Source organism: Amycolatopsis benzoatilytica AK 16/65 (assembly GCF_000383915.1).
GTDB lineage: Bacteria > Actinomycetota > Actinomycetes > Mycobacteriales > Pseudonocardiaceae > Amycolatopsis > Amycolatopsis benzoatilytica.
On the sequence record NZ_KB912942.1, the window covers coordinates 27894 to 43528 of the forward strand.

Below are 15635 nucleotides of genomic sequence, written 5' to 3' on the forward strand. Positions count from 1 at the left end.
GCAGCGTGCCCGGAGATCGATACCCTGGGCGGGACCCCCGGTGGGGGCAGTTTCGACGAGTGAAGGACGACCAGTGAATCGGCAGCCGCTGCGCCTGGCCATCATGGAGGCCACCCGGATCCTCACCGAGGCGGGCGTGGAATCACCGCGGTCGGACGCGGACCTCATCGCCGCCCACGTGCTCGGCGTCGAGCGCGGCCGGCTGCCGATGGTGCCGCTGGTCGACCCGCCGGTGATCGAGGCGATCGGCCAGCTGGTCGCCCAGCGCGCGAAGCGGATCCCGCTGCAGTACCTCACCGGGTGGGCCGCGCTGGGCAACATCACGGTGAACGTCGGGGCCGGCGTGTTCGTCCCGCGCCCGGAGACGGAACTGCTGCTCGAGTGGGGGGTGAAGTTCCTGCAGGGCCGGGAGTACCCGGTCGTGGTGGACCTTTGCACCGGCTCCGGCGCGCTCGCCTTGGCGGTGGCGCACGAGCGGCCGGACGCGGTCGTCTACGCGGTCGACGTGGACCCGCAGGCGCTCGCCTGGGCCCGGCACAACGCCGACGTGCACACCGCGGCCGGCAACACCCCGATCCGGCTGTATTCCGGCGACATCGCCGACCCGACGATGTTCGCCGAGCTGGACGGCCTGGTCGACCTGGTGCTGTGCAACCCGCCGTACGTCCCGGAAGGCACCTCGGTCCCGCCGGAGGTCGGCGAACACGACCCGGCACGCGCGGTGTTCGCCGAGGAAAGCGGCCTGGCGGTGATCCGCCACGCGATCGCGGCCGGAGCGCGACTGCTCCGGCCTGGCGGCGGACTGGCGATCGAACACGACGACACGCACGGCTCGGCGGTCCCCGCGCTGGTGCGGGCGCGCCGGGTGCTGACCGGCGTCGAGGACCATCCCGACCTGACCGGCCGGGCCCGTTTCGTGACCGCCCGCCGCCTGGGCTGAGCGTCTCGTTGCCGGTTGTCCCCGGCGGTGTCGGTGAAGGCGCCCTGGAGGGACTTGGATTCCCGGAAGGGGCCCGCACGGACGTCCGCCGAACCCGGGCAGCAGCCGCCCCGAAACGGCGCGAACCTCGGACGCTAGGCTCCCAGCCATGAGTGCGGTCTACGACTGCGGCAAGCGCGACTCCCGTGCCGAGGGCCTGGCTGCGGCGGCAGCCGCGGTGCGGTCGAGCCGGCTGGTCGTCCTGCCGACGGACACGGTGTACGGCATCGGCGCCGACGCGTTCGACGCCGGCGCGGTGCAATCCCTCCTGCGGGCCAAGAACCGGGGCCCGGACATGCCGGTCGGCGTGCTGGTCGGCTCCTGGTCCACTGTGGACGGTCTGGTGCTCGGCGTTCCGCCGCAGGCCCGTGCGCTGATCGAGGCGTTCTGGCCGGGCGACCTGTCGATCGTCCTGCCGCACGCGCCCAGCCTGCAGTGGAACCTCGGCAACTCGCGCGGCACCGTGATGCTGCGGATGCCGCTGCATCCGGTCGCGCTTGAGCTGCTGCGCGACGTCGGCCCGATGGCGGTGTCCAGCGCGAACGTCTCCGGCCAGCCGCCGGCGTCGACCGCGGCCGAGGCGCAGGAACAGCTCGGCGATTCGGTCTCGGTGTATCTCGACGGCGGCTCCAGCGGGGAAGCGGTGGCCTCGTCGATCGTCGACCTGACCGGCGACAAGCCGGTGGTGCTGCGCGAGGGCGCGGTGACGAAGGCGGCGATCGCCGAGGTGATCGGCGTCTCCGAGGAATCGCTCGCCTGAAAACCCGCGCGGAAGCGGCCGCCCGGGGTCCGAGCGGGACCCGCCGGGCTGCCGCCGTACGGGTCCGAGGGCACCAGCCGGGTCGCCGCGGTCGGGGTTCGAGGAGGACCAACCGGGCTGCCGCCGTACGGCGTACCCGGGCAAACGCGTACCGGAGCAACCGGCGCCCGCGTTCAGTGACCGCCGTTCACCGCCGCCGCACCCGGGCGCGGTAGCGTTGCGCGGTGACTCCGACCTCCCGGCGGGCGTGACGCGGTCATGCCTGTAGTCCAAGGACTTCTCCCGATCCGGGAGTACCTGCTCGTGGCGCTGACCGCGACCGCGGTGACCTACCTGCTCACCGGCGTCGTCCGGCGGGTGGCGATCCGGATCGGCGCGATCGCCAACCCGCGCGCCCGCGACGTGCACGTCACGCCGATCCCGCGGATGGGCGGCGTCGGCATCTACCTCGGGATCGCCGCGGCGATGGGCCTCGCCCACCAGTTGCCCGCGCTCAGCCACGGCTTCGACGTGTCCTTCGACGCGGTCGGCGTGCTGCTCGCGGCCGGCGTCATCTCCCTGATCGGCATCCTCGACGACCGGTTCGAGCTGGACGCCTGGACGAAGCTCGCCGGGCAGGTCATGTGTGCCGGGATCCTGGTCATCTTCGGCGTGCAGTGGGTGTCTTTCTGGGTGCCCTGGGGCGGCAACGGCGATTCGTTCGGCTCGGTGCTGGTGCTGGACAAGAACCAGGGCGCGCTGCTCACCGTGATCATGGTCGTGGTGATGGTCAACGCGATGAACTTCGTGGACGGCCTGGACGGGCTGGCCGGCGGCCTCGGCTTCATCGCCGCCTCGGCCACCTGCGCGTTCTCGCTCGGCCTGCTGGACAACGCGGGCGGCGACTTCGGCGCGTACCCGCCCGCTCTCATCGCCGCCGCGCTCGCCGGGGCCTGTCTGGGTTTCCTGCCGTACAACTTCCAGCCGGCAAAAATTTTCATGGGCGACTCCGGATCGATGATGATCGGCCTGATGCTCGCCGGGGCCACCACCTCGGCCAGCGGACGGGTCAACTACACCCGGTTCTCCGCCTCGGACGCGCTGGCGCTGCTCTCGCCGCTAGTGGTCGTGGCCGCGATCCTGTTCGTGCCGGTGCTCGACCTGGTGATGGCCGTCGTGCGGCGCACCCGGCGCGGGCAGAGCCCGTTCGCCGCCGACAAAATGCACCTGCACCACCGGCTGCTGGAGATCGGCCATTCGCAGCGGCGCGCGGTCCTGTTGATCTATTTGTGGGCCGGAATCCTCTCTTTCGGAGCGGTGTCGGTCACCCTTTTCGACAGCCCGGTCGTCTTCTGGGCGATCGGCGCCGCACTGGTGATCGCATTGCTCGTTTCGCTGGTGCCGCGGCTGCGTTCCCGGCACCGGCACGGAGTCTGATCCCGGGGCCGGTCTATACTGGCGGGTCGAACCGAACGAGGAGCGAATGCAGTGAGCGACGCGGTGACGCCTAAGATGCCCGAGACGTCCCAGGCCGAGGCTGCGCAGACGCCGGCGGAGAACCCGCACGCCGCCCCGGTGCGCCAGCTGGCCCGGTCGATGACCCGCGCTTCGCTGCTGTGGACGCCGCCGTTCATCGTTGCCTGCATTGTGCTTTTCTCCGTCCTTAACGGACTGCACGGTTTCCTCGGCGCCCTCGTCGGAGGCGTTCTCGCGATGGCCGCGTCGCTGTCCACGCTCGGCATGATGAAGATCTCCGCGGGCCAGGACCCGTCGCTGGTGATGCTCATCGCACTGGGCGGCTACGCGGCGAAGGTCATCCTGCTGTTCGTGGCCCTCACCCTGCTGAGGGGCGTCACCGCGCTGCACCCGCTTTCGCTCGGAATCACGATGATCGTCGCCATTCTCGTGGCCGCCGCCGTGGAGTTCGGCGCATTCCGCAAAGCGCGTATCCCGACCATCATTCCGGCCGCGAACTGACCGGTTCGGGACTGGGGTCCCGGAGGTATTCGGGACTTAGGTCCTGGACCGTTCGGATGGTAAGGAGTACGCCTGTACGGCACTGATTGACCTGCTGGTATGGTCCGCATCATGGGTGGCGGCTTCGGCCGCGCACTCCCGACGACGAACCGCGATCAGCAGTGTGGCGACCGGGTTGGTTCCGCCTCCTTTCGCTTCTGGTCCGAAGTAGACCGCAGGGCAGTGTTCACGCGAGACATCCCTCGAGCGCAGACCGGCTTTCCGGCTCCGCGCCCGGTGGGTACCGCCGCCTCCGGCGTCCCGATGCGTATCGGGTACGTTAAGTCCAGATCGTGACGATTCCCCCGGCGGAGTGAACGCCGGCCGGGAGAACCGGGAGGAGCCCAGTGGCCGCGCTGGTACTGACCGAGGGTGCGACCTTCGCGCCCCCTGGCGCCGAAAGCTTTGAGCTGCCGCCGTTGTTCGGCTTCGTCACGAAGCCGATGCTTCTGGTGGTGCTCTCGGTGATCATCATCGCGGGGTACTTCCTGCTGGCGACGCGCAAGCTGAAAGTCGTTCCGGGCAAGGGCCAGTTCGTGGCCGAGTCCATCTACGACTTCGCGCGCAACAACATCGCCCGCGAGCAGATCGGCTCGAAAGACTTCAAGCGCTACGTGCCGGTCATCTTCGCGTTGTTCACCTTCATCCTGCTGAACAACCTGTACGGGGTCATCCCGTTCCTGCAGTTCCCCACCATGGCGCGGTTCGGGTTCCCGATCGCGTTGTCGGTGCTCGTGGTGTACCCGATGTACCACTACGCCGGGATCAAGAAGCACGGCCTCGGCGGGTACTTCAAGAAGGAGCTCGCCCCGGCCGGAGTCCCCCGCCCGGTGCTTCCGCTGTTCGCGGTGATCGAGTTCGCGGAGAAGTTCTTCCTCAACCCGCTCACGCTCGCCATCCGTGTTTTCGCCGCCATGTTCGCGGGTCACCTGATCCTGGCGGTCTTCACCCTCGGCGGCACCTTCTTGCTGACCGAGACCTCGAGCATCGCGCTGAAGCCGGTGTCGTTGGTGGCGTGGATCTTCGCCATCGGCCTGACGTTCCTGGAGGCATTCATCCAGGTGCTGCAGGCATACATCTTCGCCCTGCTCTCCGCGGGCTACATCGGCGCCGCGCTGGCGTCGGAGCACTGAGAACACCAAGACCCCGATCCGCGTGAGTGCGCGGACCGAAGTGAAGGGAAACGCACGTGAGCAACATCGTTCTGGCCGAGGCTGCCGCCCAGACCATCAACCTCAACAAGGGCCTCGCGGCGATCGGCTACGGCCTGGGCGCGATCGGCCCGGGCATCGGTGTGGGTCTGATCTTCGCCGCGGTGATCAACGGCACCGCGCGTCAGCCGGAGGCCCAGAGCAAGCTGCAGGGCATCGGCTACGCCACCTTCGTGCTCACCGAGGTGCTGGCCCTGATCGGTATCGTCATCTACTTCATCGCCTCCGCCTGAGTCGTCCGCTCTCGCGTAAGGAGACGTTGTGCTGAAGACCCAAGTGGTGCTCGCATCAGAGAACCCGATCGTTCCGAACATCTCGGAACTGATCCTCGGCATCGTCGCCTTCCTGATCCTGCTCTTCCTGCTCAAGAAGTTCGTCGTCCCTCGTTTCGAGAAGGCGTACGAGGAGCGGGCGCAGAAGATCGAAGGCGGGATCGAGAAGGCCGAGAAGGCTCAGGCAGAGGCCGAGAAGGCGCTGTCGGAGTACAAGGCGCAGCTGGCGGACGCTCGTTCCGAAGCCGCGAAGATCCGCGACGACGCCCGGCTCGAAGCCGAGCAGATCAAGGCGGAGCTGCGGGAGCAGGCGGAGTCCGAATCCCAGCGGATCGTGGCACAGGGCCACGCCCAGCTGCAGGCGCAGAAGGCGCAGATCGTCGCCGAGCTGCGGGCCGAAATGGGCCGCAACGCGGTCGAGCTGGCCGGCCGGATCGTCGGCGAGTCGCTCGAGGACGAGGCGCGCCGCCGGGGCACCGTCGACCGGTTCCTCGCGGAGCTGGAGACTGCCGGTGCCAACGGTGCCGCTAACGGAGCGGGGAAGTAGACCAGAATGACGCTGCATGCTGCGAGCCGTGAAGCGCTCGACCTCGCCGAGCACAAGCTCGGCGAGGTGCTGGCCGGCGCGGGAACCGACTCCGCGAAGGTCGGCGACGAGCTCCTCTCGGTCGTCGACCTGCTGGACCGCGAGATCGGCCTGCGCCGTGCGGTCAGCGACTCTTCGGTCGCCCCGGAGAGCCGCGAGGGCCTGGTCCGCCGCCTGTTCGACGGGAAGCTGAGCGAGCAGGCCCTGCAGGTGCTCGACACCGTGGCGGGCAGCCGCTGGTCCAGTCCCCGCGAGCTGGTGGACGGGCTCGAGTCGGTCGGCCGCTCCGCGCTGCTTACCGCGGCGGAGAAGACCGGGAACATCGAAACCGTCGAGTCTCAGCTGTTCCAGGTCGCGCGGATCGTCGCGGGCGCCCCGGAACTGGAGGCGGCGCTGTCCAACCCGGCCGCTCCCGCCGACGCGAAGCGGACCCTGGTCCGCGGGCTGTTCGCGGACAAGGTCGACGCGGTCACCGAGACCCTGGTCGAGCAGGTCGTGCGGCGCGCCAAGGGGCGCGCGGTCGGCAACGGGCTCGACAAGCTGGTCGCGCTGGCCGCCGAACGGCGGGAACGCTCGGTCGCGTACGTGACCTCGGCGAACGCGCTTACCGACGAGCAGCGGGCCCTGCTGGGGACCAAGCTCGACGGCATCTACGGGCGGCCGATCGCGCTGCACGTCGAGATCGACCCGGCACTCGGCGGCGGGCTCGTCGTCCGCGTCGGCGACGAGGTCATCGACGGCAGCACCTCCGGGCAGCTGGCGGCGGTGCGCCGCACGCTGAGCCGGGCCTGAGCGGCACAACAGACTTTGCACACTGGACAGAACAGAAGCGAGAGCGGGAACGAAATGGCGGAGCTGACGATCTCCTCGGACGAGATCGCCCACGCGATCGAGAATTACGTCTCGAGTTACGCCCCTTCGGTGGAGCGGGAAGAGGTCGGCGTCGTCGCCGACGCCGGTGACGGCATCGCCCACGTCGAAGGGCTGCCCTCGGCCATGGCCAACGAGCTGCTCGAGTTCCCGGGCGGCGTGCTGGGCGTGGCGCTGAACCTGGACGCGCGCTCCATCGGTGCGGCCATCCTCGGCGATTTCGAGAGCATCGAAGAAGGCCAGCAGGTCAAGCGGACCGGCCAGGTCCTCTCGGTGCCGGTCGGCGACGGCTACCTCGGCCGGGTCGTCAACCCGCTCGGCCAGGCCATCGACGGCCTCGGCGAGATCGAGACCTCCGGCCGCCGCGCGCTGGAGCTCAAGGCCGCCTCGGTGGTCGAGCGCCAGCCGGTGTCCGAGCCGCTGCAGACCGGCATCACCGCGATCGACGCGATGACCCCGATCGGCCGCGGCCAGCGCCAGCTGATCATCGGCGACCGCAAGACCGGCAAGACGGCGGTCGCGGTGGACACGATCATCAACCAGAAGGCCAACTGGGAGACCGGCGACCCGCAGAAGCAGGTCCGCTGCATCTACGTCGCGGTCGGCCAGAAGGGCTCCACGATCGCCTCGGTGAAGTCGGCGCTCGAGGACGCGGGCGCGATGGAGTACACCACCATCGTCGCGGCCCCGGCTTCGGACTCGGCCGGCTTCAAGTGGATCGCCCCCTACACCGGCTCGGCCATCGGCCAGCACTGGATGTACGAGGGCAAGCACGTCCTGATCGTGTTCGACGACCTGACCAAGCAGGCCGACGCCTACCGCGCGATCTCGCTGCTGCTGCGCCGCCCGCCGGGCCGCGAGGCGTTCCCCGGCGACGTCTTCTACTTGCACTCCCGTCTCCTCGAGCGTTGCGCGAAGCTCTCCGACGAGCTGGGCGCTGGCTCGCTGACCGGTCTGCCGATCATCGAGACCAAGGCGAACGACGTGTCGGCCTACATCCCGACGAACGTCATCTCGATCACCGACGGCCAGTGCTTCTTCCAGTCGGACCTGTTCAACGCCGGTCAGCGCCCGGCCATCGACGTGGGTATCTCGGTCTCCCGCGTGGGTGGCGCCGCGCAGGTCAAGGCGATGAAGAACGTGGCGGGTTCGCTGCGTATCGACCTGTCCCAGTACCGCGAGCTGGAGGCGTTCGCCGCCTTCGCCTCGGACCTGGACGACGCGTCGAAGGCGCAGCTCGAGCGCGGCGCCCGGCTGTACGAGGTGCTCAAGCAGCCGCAGTACTCGCCGGTTCCGGTCGAGGAGCAGGTCGCCACGGTGTACCTGGGCACGAACGGCTACTTCGACTCGGTCCCGACCGAGGACGTGCGCCGCTTCAACCTCGAGTTCCTCGACTCGGCGCGGCGCAAGCACGCCGAGGTGCTGGGCGCGATCCGCGACACCGGCAAGTTCGAGGACGACACCCGCGACGCGCTGATCGCGGCGGTGAACGAATTCAAGAAGGAGTTCACCACCTCCGAGGGCAAGCCGCTCGAGTCGAACGCCGACGCGATGGACGCCGAGAAGGTCGGGCAGGAGACCGTCAAGGTCAACAAGCCCGCCCCGAAGAAGTGAGCTGGTAGCCCATGGCCGCACAACTCCGGGAGCTTCGCTCGCGCATCAAGGCGACGAAGTCGATCGGCAAGATCACCAAGGCGATGGAACTCATCGCCACCGCGCGCATCACCAAGGCGCGCGCGAAGGTCGCCGCTTCCCGGCCGTACGCGGACGAGATCACCAAGGTGCTCTCGGCGCTGGCCGGCGCGGCGGCCAACCTCGACCACCCGCTCCTGGTCGAGCGCCCGAACCCGAAGCGCGCCGCCGTCCTGGTCGTCACCAGTGACAAAGGCCAGTGCGGGGGTTACAACACCAATGTGCTGAAGGCGACCGAAGAGCTGCTCGCGCTCCTGAAGAAGGAGGGCAAGGAGGTCGACGTCTACACGACCGGCAGCAAGGGACTGAACTACTACCGGTTCCGCAACCGCCCGGTGGCCGGCAGCTGGACGGGATTCTCCGACCAGCCCGGCTACCCGGACGCGGTCGCGGCGGCCGAGACGCTGGTGCAGTCTTTCAACGCGGGTGTGGACGACGCGGCAGGCAACGCCGACGGCATCGCCGGGGTGGACGAGATCCATGTCGTCTACACCGAGTTCGTGTCGATGCTGACCCAGCGGCCGGTCGCCAAGCGCGTCGCGCCGCTGGAGGTCGAGTACTCCGAGGGCGAGGACGAGAAGCCGGCCGGTCTGCTGCCGAGCTACGAGTTCGAGCCGAGCGCCGACAAGCTGCTCTCGGCGCTGCTGCCGAAGTACATCAACACCCGGCTGTACTCGGCGCTGCTCGAGTCGGCCGCGTCGGAGCTGGCGGCCCGCCGGACCGCGATGAAGGCGGCGTCGGACAACGCGAACGAGCTGGTGAACACGCTGACGCGGGAGGCGAACCAGGCCCGCCAGGCGCAGATCACCCAGGAGATCTCCGAAATCGTCGGTGGCGCGAACGCGCTCACCGCAGCAGGAAGTGATGACTGATGACCAGTACTGAAGCCCCGCGCGCCAAGGGGCGCATCGTCTCGGTGACCGGGCCGGTCGTCGACGTCGAGTTCCCGCGCGGTTCCGTTCCCGAGCAGTTCAACGCGCTCAAGGTCGACATCGAGTTCGAGCAGCTGCGCAAGACGGTGACCCTCGAGGTGGCCGCGCACCTGGGCGACAACCTGGTGCGCACCATTTCGCTGCAGCCGCAGGACGGCCTCGTCCGCGGCGCCCAGGTCACCGACACCGGCGGCCCGATCACCGTCCCGGTGGGCGACAAGGTCAAGGGCCACGTCTACAACGCGCTCGGCGAGTGCCTCGACGAGCCCGGCTACGGCGAGGACCTCGAGCGCTGGGGCATCCACCGCAACCCGCCGCCCTTCGACCAGCTCGAAGGCAAGACGGAGATGCTGGAGACCGGCCTGAAGGTCGTCGACCTGCTCACCCCGTACGTGCAGGGCGGCAAGATCGGCCTGTTCGGTGGCGCGGGCGTGGGCAAGACGGTGCTGATCAAGGAAATGATCACCCGTGTCGCCCGGAACTTCGGCGGCACCTCGGTGTTCGCCGGCGTCGGCGAGCGCACCCGTGAGGGCAACGACCTCTTCCTGGAGATGTCCGAGGACGGCGTCATCAACGACACCGCCCTCGTGTTCGGCCAGATGGACGAGCCGCCGGGCACGCGTATGCGCGTCGCGCTGTCCGCGCTGACCATGGCGGAGTACTTCCGCGACGTCCAGAACCAGGACGTGCTGCTGTTCATCGACAACATCTTCCGGTTCACCCAGGCCGGTTCCGAGGTGTCGACCCTGCTGGGCCGCATGCCTTCGGCGGTGGGTTACCAGCCGACGCTGGCCGACGAGATGGGTCAGCTGCAGGAGCGGATCACCTCGACCCGCGGTCGTTCGATCACCTCGATGCAGGCGATCTACGTCCCCGCGGACGACTACACCGACCCGGCCCCGGCGACGACGTTCGCCCACCTGGACGCCACCACCGAGCTTTCCCGGTCGGTGTTCCAGAAGGGCATCTTCCCGGCGGTGGACCCGCTGGCGTCGACGTCGACCATCCTCGACCCGGCGATCGTCGGCGAGGACCACTACCGCGTCGCCTCCGAGGTCATCCGGATCCTGCAGAAGTACAAGGAGCTGCAGGACATCATCGCGATCCTCGGCATGGACGAGCTTTCCGAAGAGGACAAGCTCACCGTGCAGCGGGCGCGCCGGATCGAGCGGTTCCTGTCGCAGAACATGCTGGTGGCCGAGGCCTTCACGCAGATCCCGGGCTCGACGGTGCCGCTGGCCGAGACCATCGAGTCGTTCGACCGGATCAGCAAGGGCGACTTCGACCACTACCCGGAGCAGGCGTTCCTGGGTATCGGCGGCCTCGAGGACCTCGAGAAGAAGTACCACGAGATCACTGGCAAGTGAGTGCGTGAGACCGGCGGGGGCACTGTCCACTGTGGACATCAGCCCCCGCCGTTCTCGTAACCGAAGCTGGACCTATTACACTCGGTGGTGACCACCCCGAGCGAAGGAGTGCTACGTGGCTGAGATGTCCGTGGAGCTGGTGGCCGTCGAGCGCCGGCTCTGGTCGGGTACCGCCACCTTCGTGGTGGCGCAGACCACCGAGGGCGAGATCGGCATCATGCCCGGACACGAGCCGGTGCTGGGCCAGCTCGTCGAAGGTGGCGTGGTGAAGGTAACGACGACAGACGGTGACACGTTCACCGCCGCCGTGCACGGCGGGTTCCTGTCCGTGACCGGGACCGGGGTGAGCGTGCTCGCGGAGAGCGCCGAGCTTTCCGACGAAATCGATGTGGCCGCCGCGAAGGCCGCGCTGAGCACTGGCGACGAAGCAGAGCGGACACGGGCCACCGGCCAGCTCCGCGCGGCCGGTCAGTCTGTCTGACCGGGCGAGACGGACAGGAGCCGGGCCGTGCAGATCGCTCTCATCGTGCTAGCGCTCCTGATCGTGCTCGTCGTCGTGGTCGGCTGGTACGGCCAGCGGTGGATCCGGATGCGCCGGGGCGGCGGTGTGAGCGTCGCGCTGCGCTGGCGGCCGGACAGCCCGCGGTCCAGCTGGCACCTCGGCCTAGGCCGGTACGAGGGCGAGAAGTTCGTCTGGTACCGGGTGTGGAGCCTGCGCACCGGCCCGGACCGGGTGTTCCAGCGGGAAAGCATGCAGATCGCTGACCGGCGGGACCCGTCCGGCTCGGAGGCGTACGCGGTCCCGGAAGGATCGACCGTGCTGCGGTGCGAGTCCTCGGACCAGGAAGCGATCGAGATCGCGATGGGACCGGGTGCGCTGACCGGGTTCCTGTCGTGGCTGGAATCAGCCCCGCCGGGCCGGCGGTTGCCGCGGGCTTCCTGACAGTTATTCGTGTTTCGGCCGGGCCGGCCGCCGCTTGACCGCGGTGGCCGGCCCGGCTTTTTGCCGCTCGGTGGGCGGCCCGCGGTCAGCCGCCTGGCTGCCACAAGACGTCGCCCTCGGGATTCGCCAGCCGGGAGAGGATGAACAGCAGGTCGGAGAGCCGGTTCAGGTACTTCGCGGCGATCGGGTTCGAGGTCTCCGGCTCGGCCTCCATCAGCGCCCACGCCGAGCGCTCGGCACGCCGGGAGACGGTGCGGGCCTGGTGCAGGAACGCCGCGCCCGGGCTGCCGCCGGGAAGGATGAACGAGGTGAGCTTCGGCAGCCGCTCGTTGAACTCGTCGCACCAGCCCTCAAGCCGCTCCACGTAGGCCTCAGTGATGCGCAGCGGCTCGTACGGCGGGTTCTCCCGGATCGGCATGCACAGGTCCGCGCCGACGTCGAACAGGTCGTTCTGGATCCGGCGCAGCACCCCGGCGATCTCGTCGGTCAGCCCGCCGAGCGCGAGCGCCAGTCCGAGCACGGAATTCGCCTCGTCGGTGTCGGCGTAGGCGGCGAGGCGGGCGGACGTTTTCGGCACCCGCGACCCGTCTCCGAGCGCCGTGGTGCCGCTGTCGCCGACCTTCGTGTACACGCGGTTGATGCGAACGACCATGCTTTCGACTCTACCGGCCCGGGTTCGGGCAAAACTGGGCGAGAGGGCATGATTGGCGGCCATGAGCGAGCACTTCGACGTGCATGGCGGAGCCCGGCTGGTCGGCGAGGTCGACGTGGTCGGCGCCAAGAACAGCGTGCTGAAGCTGATGGCCGCGGCACTGCTGGCGGAGGGTACGACGACCATCACGAACTGCCCGCAGATCCTGGACGTCCCGCTGATGGGCGACGTCCTGCGCAGCGTCGGCTGCGAGGTGGAGATCGACGGCGACACGGCGCGCATCACGACGCCCGCGGAGCTGTCGCACCGCGCCGATTCGGCGGCGATGGGCAAGCTGCGCGCCTCGGTGTGCGTGCTGGGCCCGCTGGTCGGCAGGCTGAAGCAGGCCGTGGTGGCGCTGCCCGGCGGCGACGCGATCGGCCAGCGACCGCTGGACATGCACCAGAACGGCCTGCGCAAGCTCGGTGCGACGAGCACCATCGAGCACGGCTGCGTGGTCGCGAAGGCGGAAACGCTGGTGGGCACGCAGATCTGGCTGGACTTCCCGAGCGTCGGGGCCACCGAGAACATCCTGATGGCGGCGGTGCTGGCCGAGGGCACCACGGTGATCGACAACGCCGCGCGCGAGCCGGAGATCTCCGATATCTGCACGATGCTGACCGAGATGGGCGCGAAGATCGAGGGCGCGGGCACCTCGACCCTGACCGTGCACGGCGTGGAGCAGCTGCACCCGACCGAGCACCGGGTGATCGGAGACCGCATCGTCGGCGCGACCTGGGCCTTCGCCGCCGCGATGACCCGCGGCGACCTGACTGTGCGCGGCGTGAACCCGCACCACCTGGACCTGGTCCTGGACAAGCTGCGGCTGGCCGGCGCGGAGGTGACCACCTATGACGACAAGGGCTTCCGCGTGGTCCAGCCGGAGCGCCCGAAGGCGGTCGACTGGGTGACGCTGCCCTACCCCGGCTTCGCCACCGATCTGCAGCCGTTCGCGGTCGCGCTGTCGGCGGTGTCCGAGGGCACGTCGATGATCACCGAGAACGTCTACGAGGCCCGGTTCCGGTTCATCGAGGAGATGATCCGGCTTTCCGGCGACGCGCGCACCGACGGCCACCACGCGGTGGTCCGCGGGGTGGACAGGCTGTCCAGCGCGCCGGTGTGGGCGTCGGACATCCGGGCCGGGGCCGGGCTGGTGCTGGCCGGGCTGTGCGCGGATGGCGTGACGGAGGTGTGGGACGTGTTCCACATCGACCGCGGGTACCCGCACTTCGTGGAGAACCTGAACCGGCTGGGCGCCCGGATCGAGCGGGTGGAGGGGGAGCCCGAGCGGGCGTGACTCTCGCCGCGGCGGAGTTCGAAAGCCCGCCGACCACGCGGCTGCGCGGATTCCGCCGGTCCGTCCGTGAAGGGCCCATTCAGGGACTTGGATTCCCTCCAGGGGCCCTTCCCGGACCTTCCCAGCGGGCCTTCCCAGCGGCCTCGCGAAGTCGGCGCTTGAGCGACGGCGGAGGTCCTGCGTCAGCTCTCGATCGCCAGCGCGGCGCCGAACCCGATCAGCGCCGTGCCGGTCACCCCGTCCAGCGCGCGCCGGACCTTGCGCCGGTTCAGCCACGTCCGCACGCGGTGCACGAAGAACAGCAGCACCAGCAACCAGATCGCGCCCAGCACGGCGACCGTGTACGCGAGCACGAGCGCGTCCCAGGTCGTCGTGCGGGCTGGGTCGAGGAACTGCGGCAGCACCGACAGGTACAGCACGAGGACCTTCGGGTTCGTGATGTTCGACAGGAACCCCTCGCGCCACCGCCGGAAGCTGCTGGCGCGCTTGCGCTGGGTCTCCGCGACCGTCTCGTAGTTGCCGCGCCACGCGCCGCGCAGCGCCTGGAAACCGAGGAACAGCAGGTAGGCGGCCCCGAGCCACTTGAGCGTCAGGAACACCGGCTGCGAACGGGCGATGACCACGCCCAGCCCGAGCGCCGCCGCACTGCCCTGCACCGCGTTGCCCGCGAAGATGCCCGCTGTCGCCAGCAGGCCGCCGCGTGTCCCGCCGGACAGGGCGTTTTTCAGCATCACCATCGTGTCCGGCCCGGGCGCGAGCACGATGAGGACCACGATCACCAGATAGCTGCCGTATCCGCTCCATGTCACGTCTGACCACGGTAGATGCCGGATCGGCCGCAGTCTCGCGGATTTCCGTCACAGCGTCCGGGCAACCCGGGCGAACCGGACGGCGTGCACTCTTCGAGGCGAGGGAGGCCGCGGTGTACCCATTGGTCGAAGGCGAAGAACTGCTCTGGTCCGGGCGTCCGCAGGGGTATCCGCGGCGATACGTGAACTACCACGGCTATGTCTCGTGGGCCGTGCTGTACGTCGTGATGGAGGCGTGCGCCTTCGTCGTCGCGTGGGTGTGCGACGTGCCCGCTGAGAACTTCACACTGCTGCCAGTCCTGTTGATGGTGCCGCTGGCTCTTGCGCTCGAGCGGAACCGCCAGCGGAAGGCGCTGGTGGGAGCGCTGACGTACCTGGTCACCGACCGCCGGCTCATCTTCGCCGCGCAGGGGAGCGGCGGTATCGAATTCCGCTGGGTCTGGCGTGCCGATCTGCGCGAACCGAGGGTGCACCGCTATCCCGACGGCACCGGCACCGTCGACTTCCGCCCGACCCTGCGCGAGCGGCTGCGCGACCAGCAGACCAGGGCGCAATCCTCGCTGTTGTGGATGGTGCCGGAACTCGTCGCGATCAAGGACCCGGAGCGGGTCGCCGGTCTGTTCGCCGCGGCCGGTTCGCCGGCCTTGGCACAGCGGAGTGAGTCATGAACCCGCTGGCAGAAGGCGAGCAGCTGCTCTGGTCCGGGCCGCCCGGAGCGCTACCTGCGGCAGTTCCGCGACTTCTGCAGCTACCTCACCGTGGCGATCCTGCCGCTCGGCTGCGCGTTGGCCCAGGTTCGAGCTGATGGCGGAGCCGGACGCGGCGCGGATCGCCGAGCTGATCGCGCGGAACGGTTCGCGCGCTCCGCTCGTTGGATGAAGCATGCTGACCTGGATCGGTCTCGCATTGCCGGGTGCCACCATTCTGCTGCTCATCGTGGGTGGCTGGGAGCTGCGCCGGAAGAACAAGCCGTCCCGGCTGAAGGCGCGGCTGTCTTCCACGTACCTCGACGAGGTCACCGCGTTCCTCTACGGCACCAAGCGCAACGAGCTGGAGCACCGGGATTCGGTCGAAATGACCCTTGAGGAACAGGCGCAGGGAGCGCCGCCGCTGGGTAGGGTCGACCTGGACCGCGGCGTCGTTGTCGTGCGGCCGGGCGCGTCACCCGGGCGTGGCCGATTCCACTCCGCCAATTAAGTTACCCGCGGGTACAATCGGGCGGTCGTCTCGT

General features: G+C 69.1%; 18 protein-coding genes. 16 read left to right on the forward strand and 2 right to left on the reverse strand.

Annotated elements, in window-relative coordinates:
- The first annotated feature begins 73 nt into the window (after positions 1-73).
- The 13 genes from prmC to AMYBE_RS0100200 all read left to right on the forward strand — a co-directional run bounded on the left by prmC (position 74) and on the right by AMYBE_RS0100200 (position 11607).
- A complete protein-coding gene (gene prmC / locus AMYBE_RS0100140; protein ID WP_020657288.1) occupies positions 74-940 on the forward strand; it encodes a peptide chain release factor N(5)-glutamine methyltransferase in 867 nt (288 codons plus the stop codon).
- 148 nt (positions 941-1088) lie between these two features.
- The gene (locus tag AMYBE_RS0100145; protein ID WP_020657289.1) at positions 1089-1739 is read left to right on the forward strand and encodes an L-threonylcarbamoyladenylate synthase; all 651 of its coding nucleotides are present in this window, start codon (positions 1089-1091) and stop codon (positions 1737-1739) included.
- A gap of 258 nt (positions 1740-1997) precedes the next feature.
- Positions 1998-3155 (forward strand): glycosyltransferase family 4 protein, encoded by a 1158-nt coding sequence (locus tag AMYBE_RS0100150; RefSeq protein WP_027927238.1) that lies wholly within the window; start codon positions 1998-2000, stop codon positions 3153-3155.
- A gap of 51 nt (positions 3156-3206) precedes the next feature.
- The gene (locus tag AMYBE_RS0100155) at positions 3207-3695 is read left to right on the forward strand and encodes a Cg1360 family ATP-synthase-associated protein (RefSeq protein WP_020657291.1); all 489 of its coding nucleotides are present in this window, start codon (positions 3207-3209) and stop codon (positions 3693-3695) included.
- Positions 3696-4081: 386 nt separating this feature from the next.
- A complete protein-coding gene (atpB, locus tag AMYBE_RS0100160) occupies positions 4082-4867 on the forward strand; it encodes a F0F1 ATP synthase subunit A (RefSeq protein WP_020657292.1) in 786 nt (261 codons plus the stop codon).
- Between the two features lie 56 nt (positions 4868-4923).
- Positions 4924-5178, forward strand: a complete 255-nt coding sequence (locus AMYBE_RS0100165; RefSeq protein ID WP_020657293.1) for an ATP synthase subunit c family protein — start codon at positions 4924-4926, stop codon at positions 5176-5178.
- A gap of 28 nt (positions 5179-5206) precedes the next feature.
- Positions 5207-5764 carry a F0F1 ATP synthase subunit B gene (locus AMYBE_RS0100170; RefSeq protein ID WP_020657294.1) on the forward strand — a complete coding sequence of 186 codons (558 nt, stop codon included), beginning with the start codon at positions 5207-5209 and terminating at the stop codon, positions 5762-5764.
- Positions 5765-5770: 6 nt separating this feature from the next.
- Positions 5771-6595: a F0F1 ATP synthase subunit delta gene (locus tag AMYBE_RS0100175; protein WP_020657295.1), complete on the forward strand. Its 825-nt coding sequence runs from the start codon at positions 5771-5773 to the stop codon at positions 6593-6595.
- Positions 6596-6649: 54 nt separating this feature from the next.
- Positions 6650-8287 (forward strand): F0F1 ATP synthase subunit alpha, encoded by a 1638-nt coding sequence (atpA, locus tag AMYBE_RS0100180; RefSeq protein ID WP_020657296.1) that lies wholly within the window; start codon positions 6650-6652, stop codon positions 8285-8287.
- A gap of 11 nt (positions 8288-8298) precedes the next feature.
- Entirely contained in the window at positions 8299-9237 is a 939-nt protein-coding gene (locus tag AMYBE_RS0100185; RefSeq protein WP_020657297.1) for a F0F1 ATP synthase subunit gamma, read from the forward strand.
- Positions 9237-10664 carry a F0F1 ATP synthase subunit beta gene (atpD, locus tag AMYBE_RS0100190; protein WP_020657298.1) on the forward strand — a complete coding sequence of 476 codons (1428 nt, stop codon included), beginning with the start codon at positions 9237-9239 and terminating at the stop codon, positions 10662-10664. Before AMYBE_RS0100185 ends, atpD begins: the two co-directional genes overlap by 1 nt.
- A 124-nt stretch (positions 10665-10788) precedes the next feature.
- On the forward strand, positions 10789-11145 hold the full coding sequence (locus AMYBE_RS0100195) for a F0F1 ATP synthase subunit epsilon (RefSeq protein ID WP_020657299.1): 357 nt from the start codon (positions 10789-10791) through the stop codon (positions 11143-11145).
- A gap of 27 nt (positions 11146-11172) precedes the next feature.
- A complete protein-coding gene (locus AMYBE_RS0100200; protein ID WP_020657300.1) occupies positions 11173-11607 on the forward strand; it encodes a DUF2550 domain-containing protein in 435 nt (144 codons plus the stop codon).
- A gap of 85 nt (positions 11608-11692) precedes the next feature.
- Here AMYBE_RS0100200 and AMYBE_RS0100205 read toward each other — a convergent pair whose 3' ends face one another.
- Positions 11693-12259, reverse strand: a complete 567-nt coding sequence (locus AMYBE_RS0100205) for a cob(I)yrinic acid a,c-diamide adenosyltransferase (RefSeq protein ID WP_020657301.1) — start codon at positions 12257-12259, stop codon at positions 11693-11695.
- A gap of 61 nt (positions 12260-12320) precedes the next feature.
- Here AMYBE_RS0100205 and murA point away from each other — a divergent pair, with 61 nt between their 5' ends.
- A complete protein-coding gene (gene murA, locus AMYBE_RS0100210) occupies positions 12321-13595 on the forward strand; it encodes a UDP-N-acetylglucosamine 1-carboxyvinyltransferase (protein WP_020657302.1) in 1275 nt (424 codons plus the stop codon).
- Between the two features lie 182 nt (positions 13596-13777).
- Here murA and AMYBE_RS0100215 read toward each other — a convergent pair whose 3' ends face one another.
- The gene (locus tag AMYBE_RS0100215) at positions 13778-14404 is read right to left on the reverse strand and encodes a LysE family translocator (protein WP_020657303.1); all 627 of its coding nucleotides are present in this window, start codon (positions 14402-14404) and stop codon (positions 13778-13780) included.
- 113 nt (positions 14405-14517) lie between these two features.
- On the opposite strand from AMYBE_RS0100215, the gene AMYBE_RS0100220 reads away from it, so the two are divergent.
- The gene (locus AMYBE_RS0100220; protein ID WP_020657304.1) at positions 14518-15072 is read left to right on the forward strand and encodes a hypothetical protein; all 555 of its coding nucleotides are present in this window, start codon (positions 14518-14520) and stop codon (positions 15070-15072) included.
- 214 nt (positions 15073-15286) lie between these two features.
- Positions 15287-15601 carry a DUF6191 domain-containing protein gene (locus tag AMYBE_RS0100225; protein WP_020657305.1) on the forward strand — a complete coding sequence of 105 codons (315 nt, stop codon included), beginning with the start codon at positions 15287-15289 and terminating at the stop codon, positions 15599-15601.
- Positions 15602-15635 lie beyond the last annotated feature (34 nt).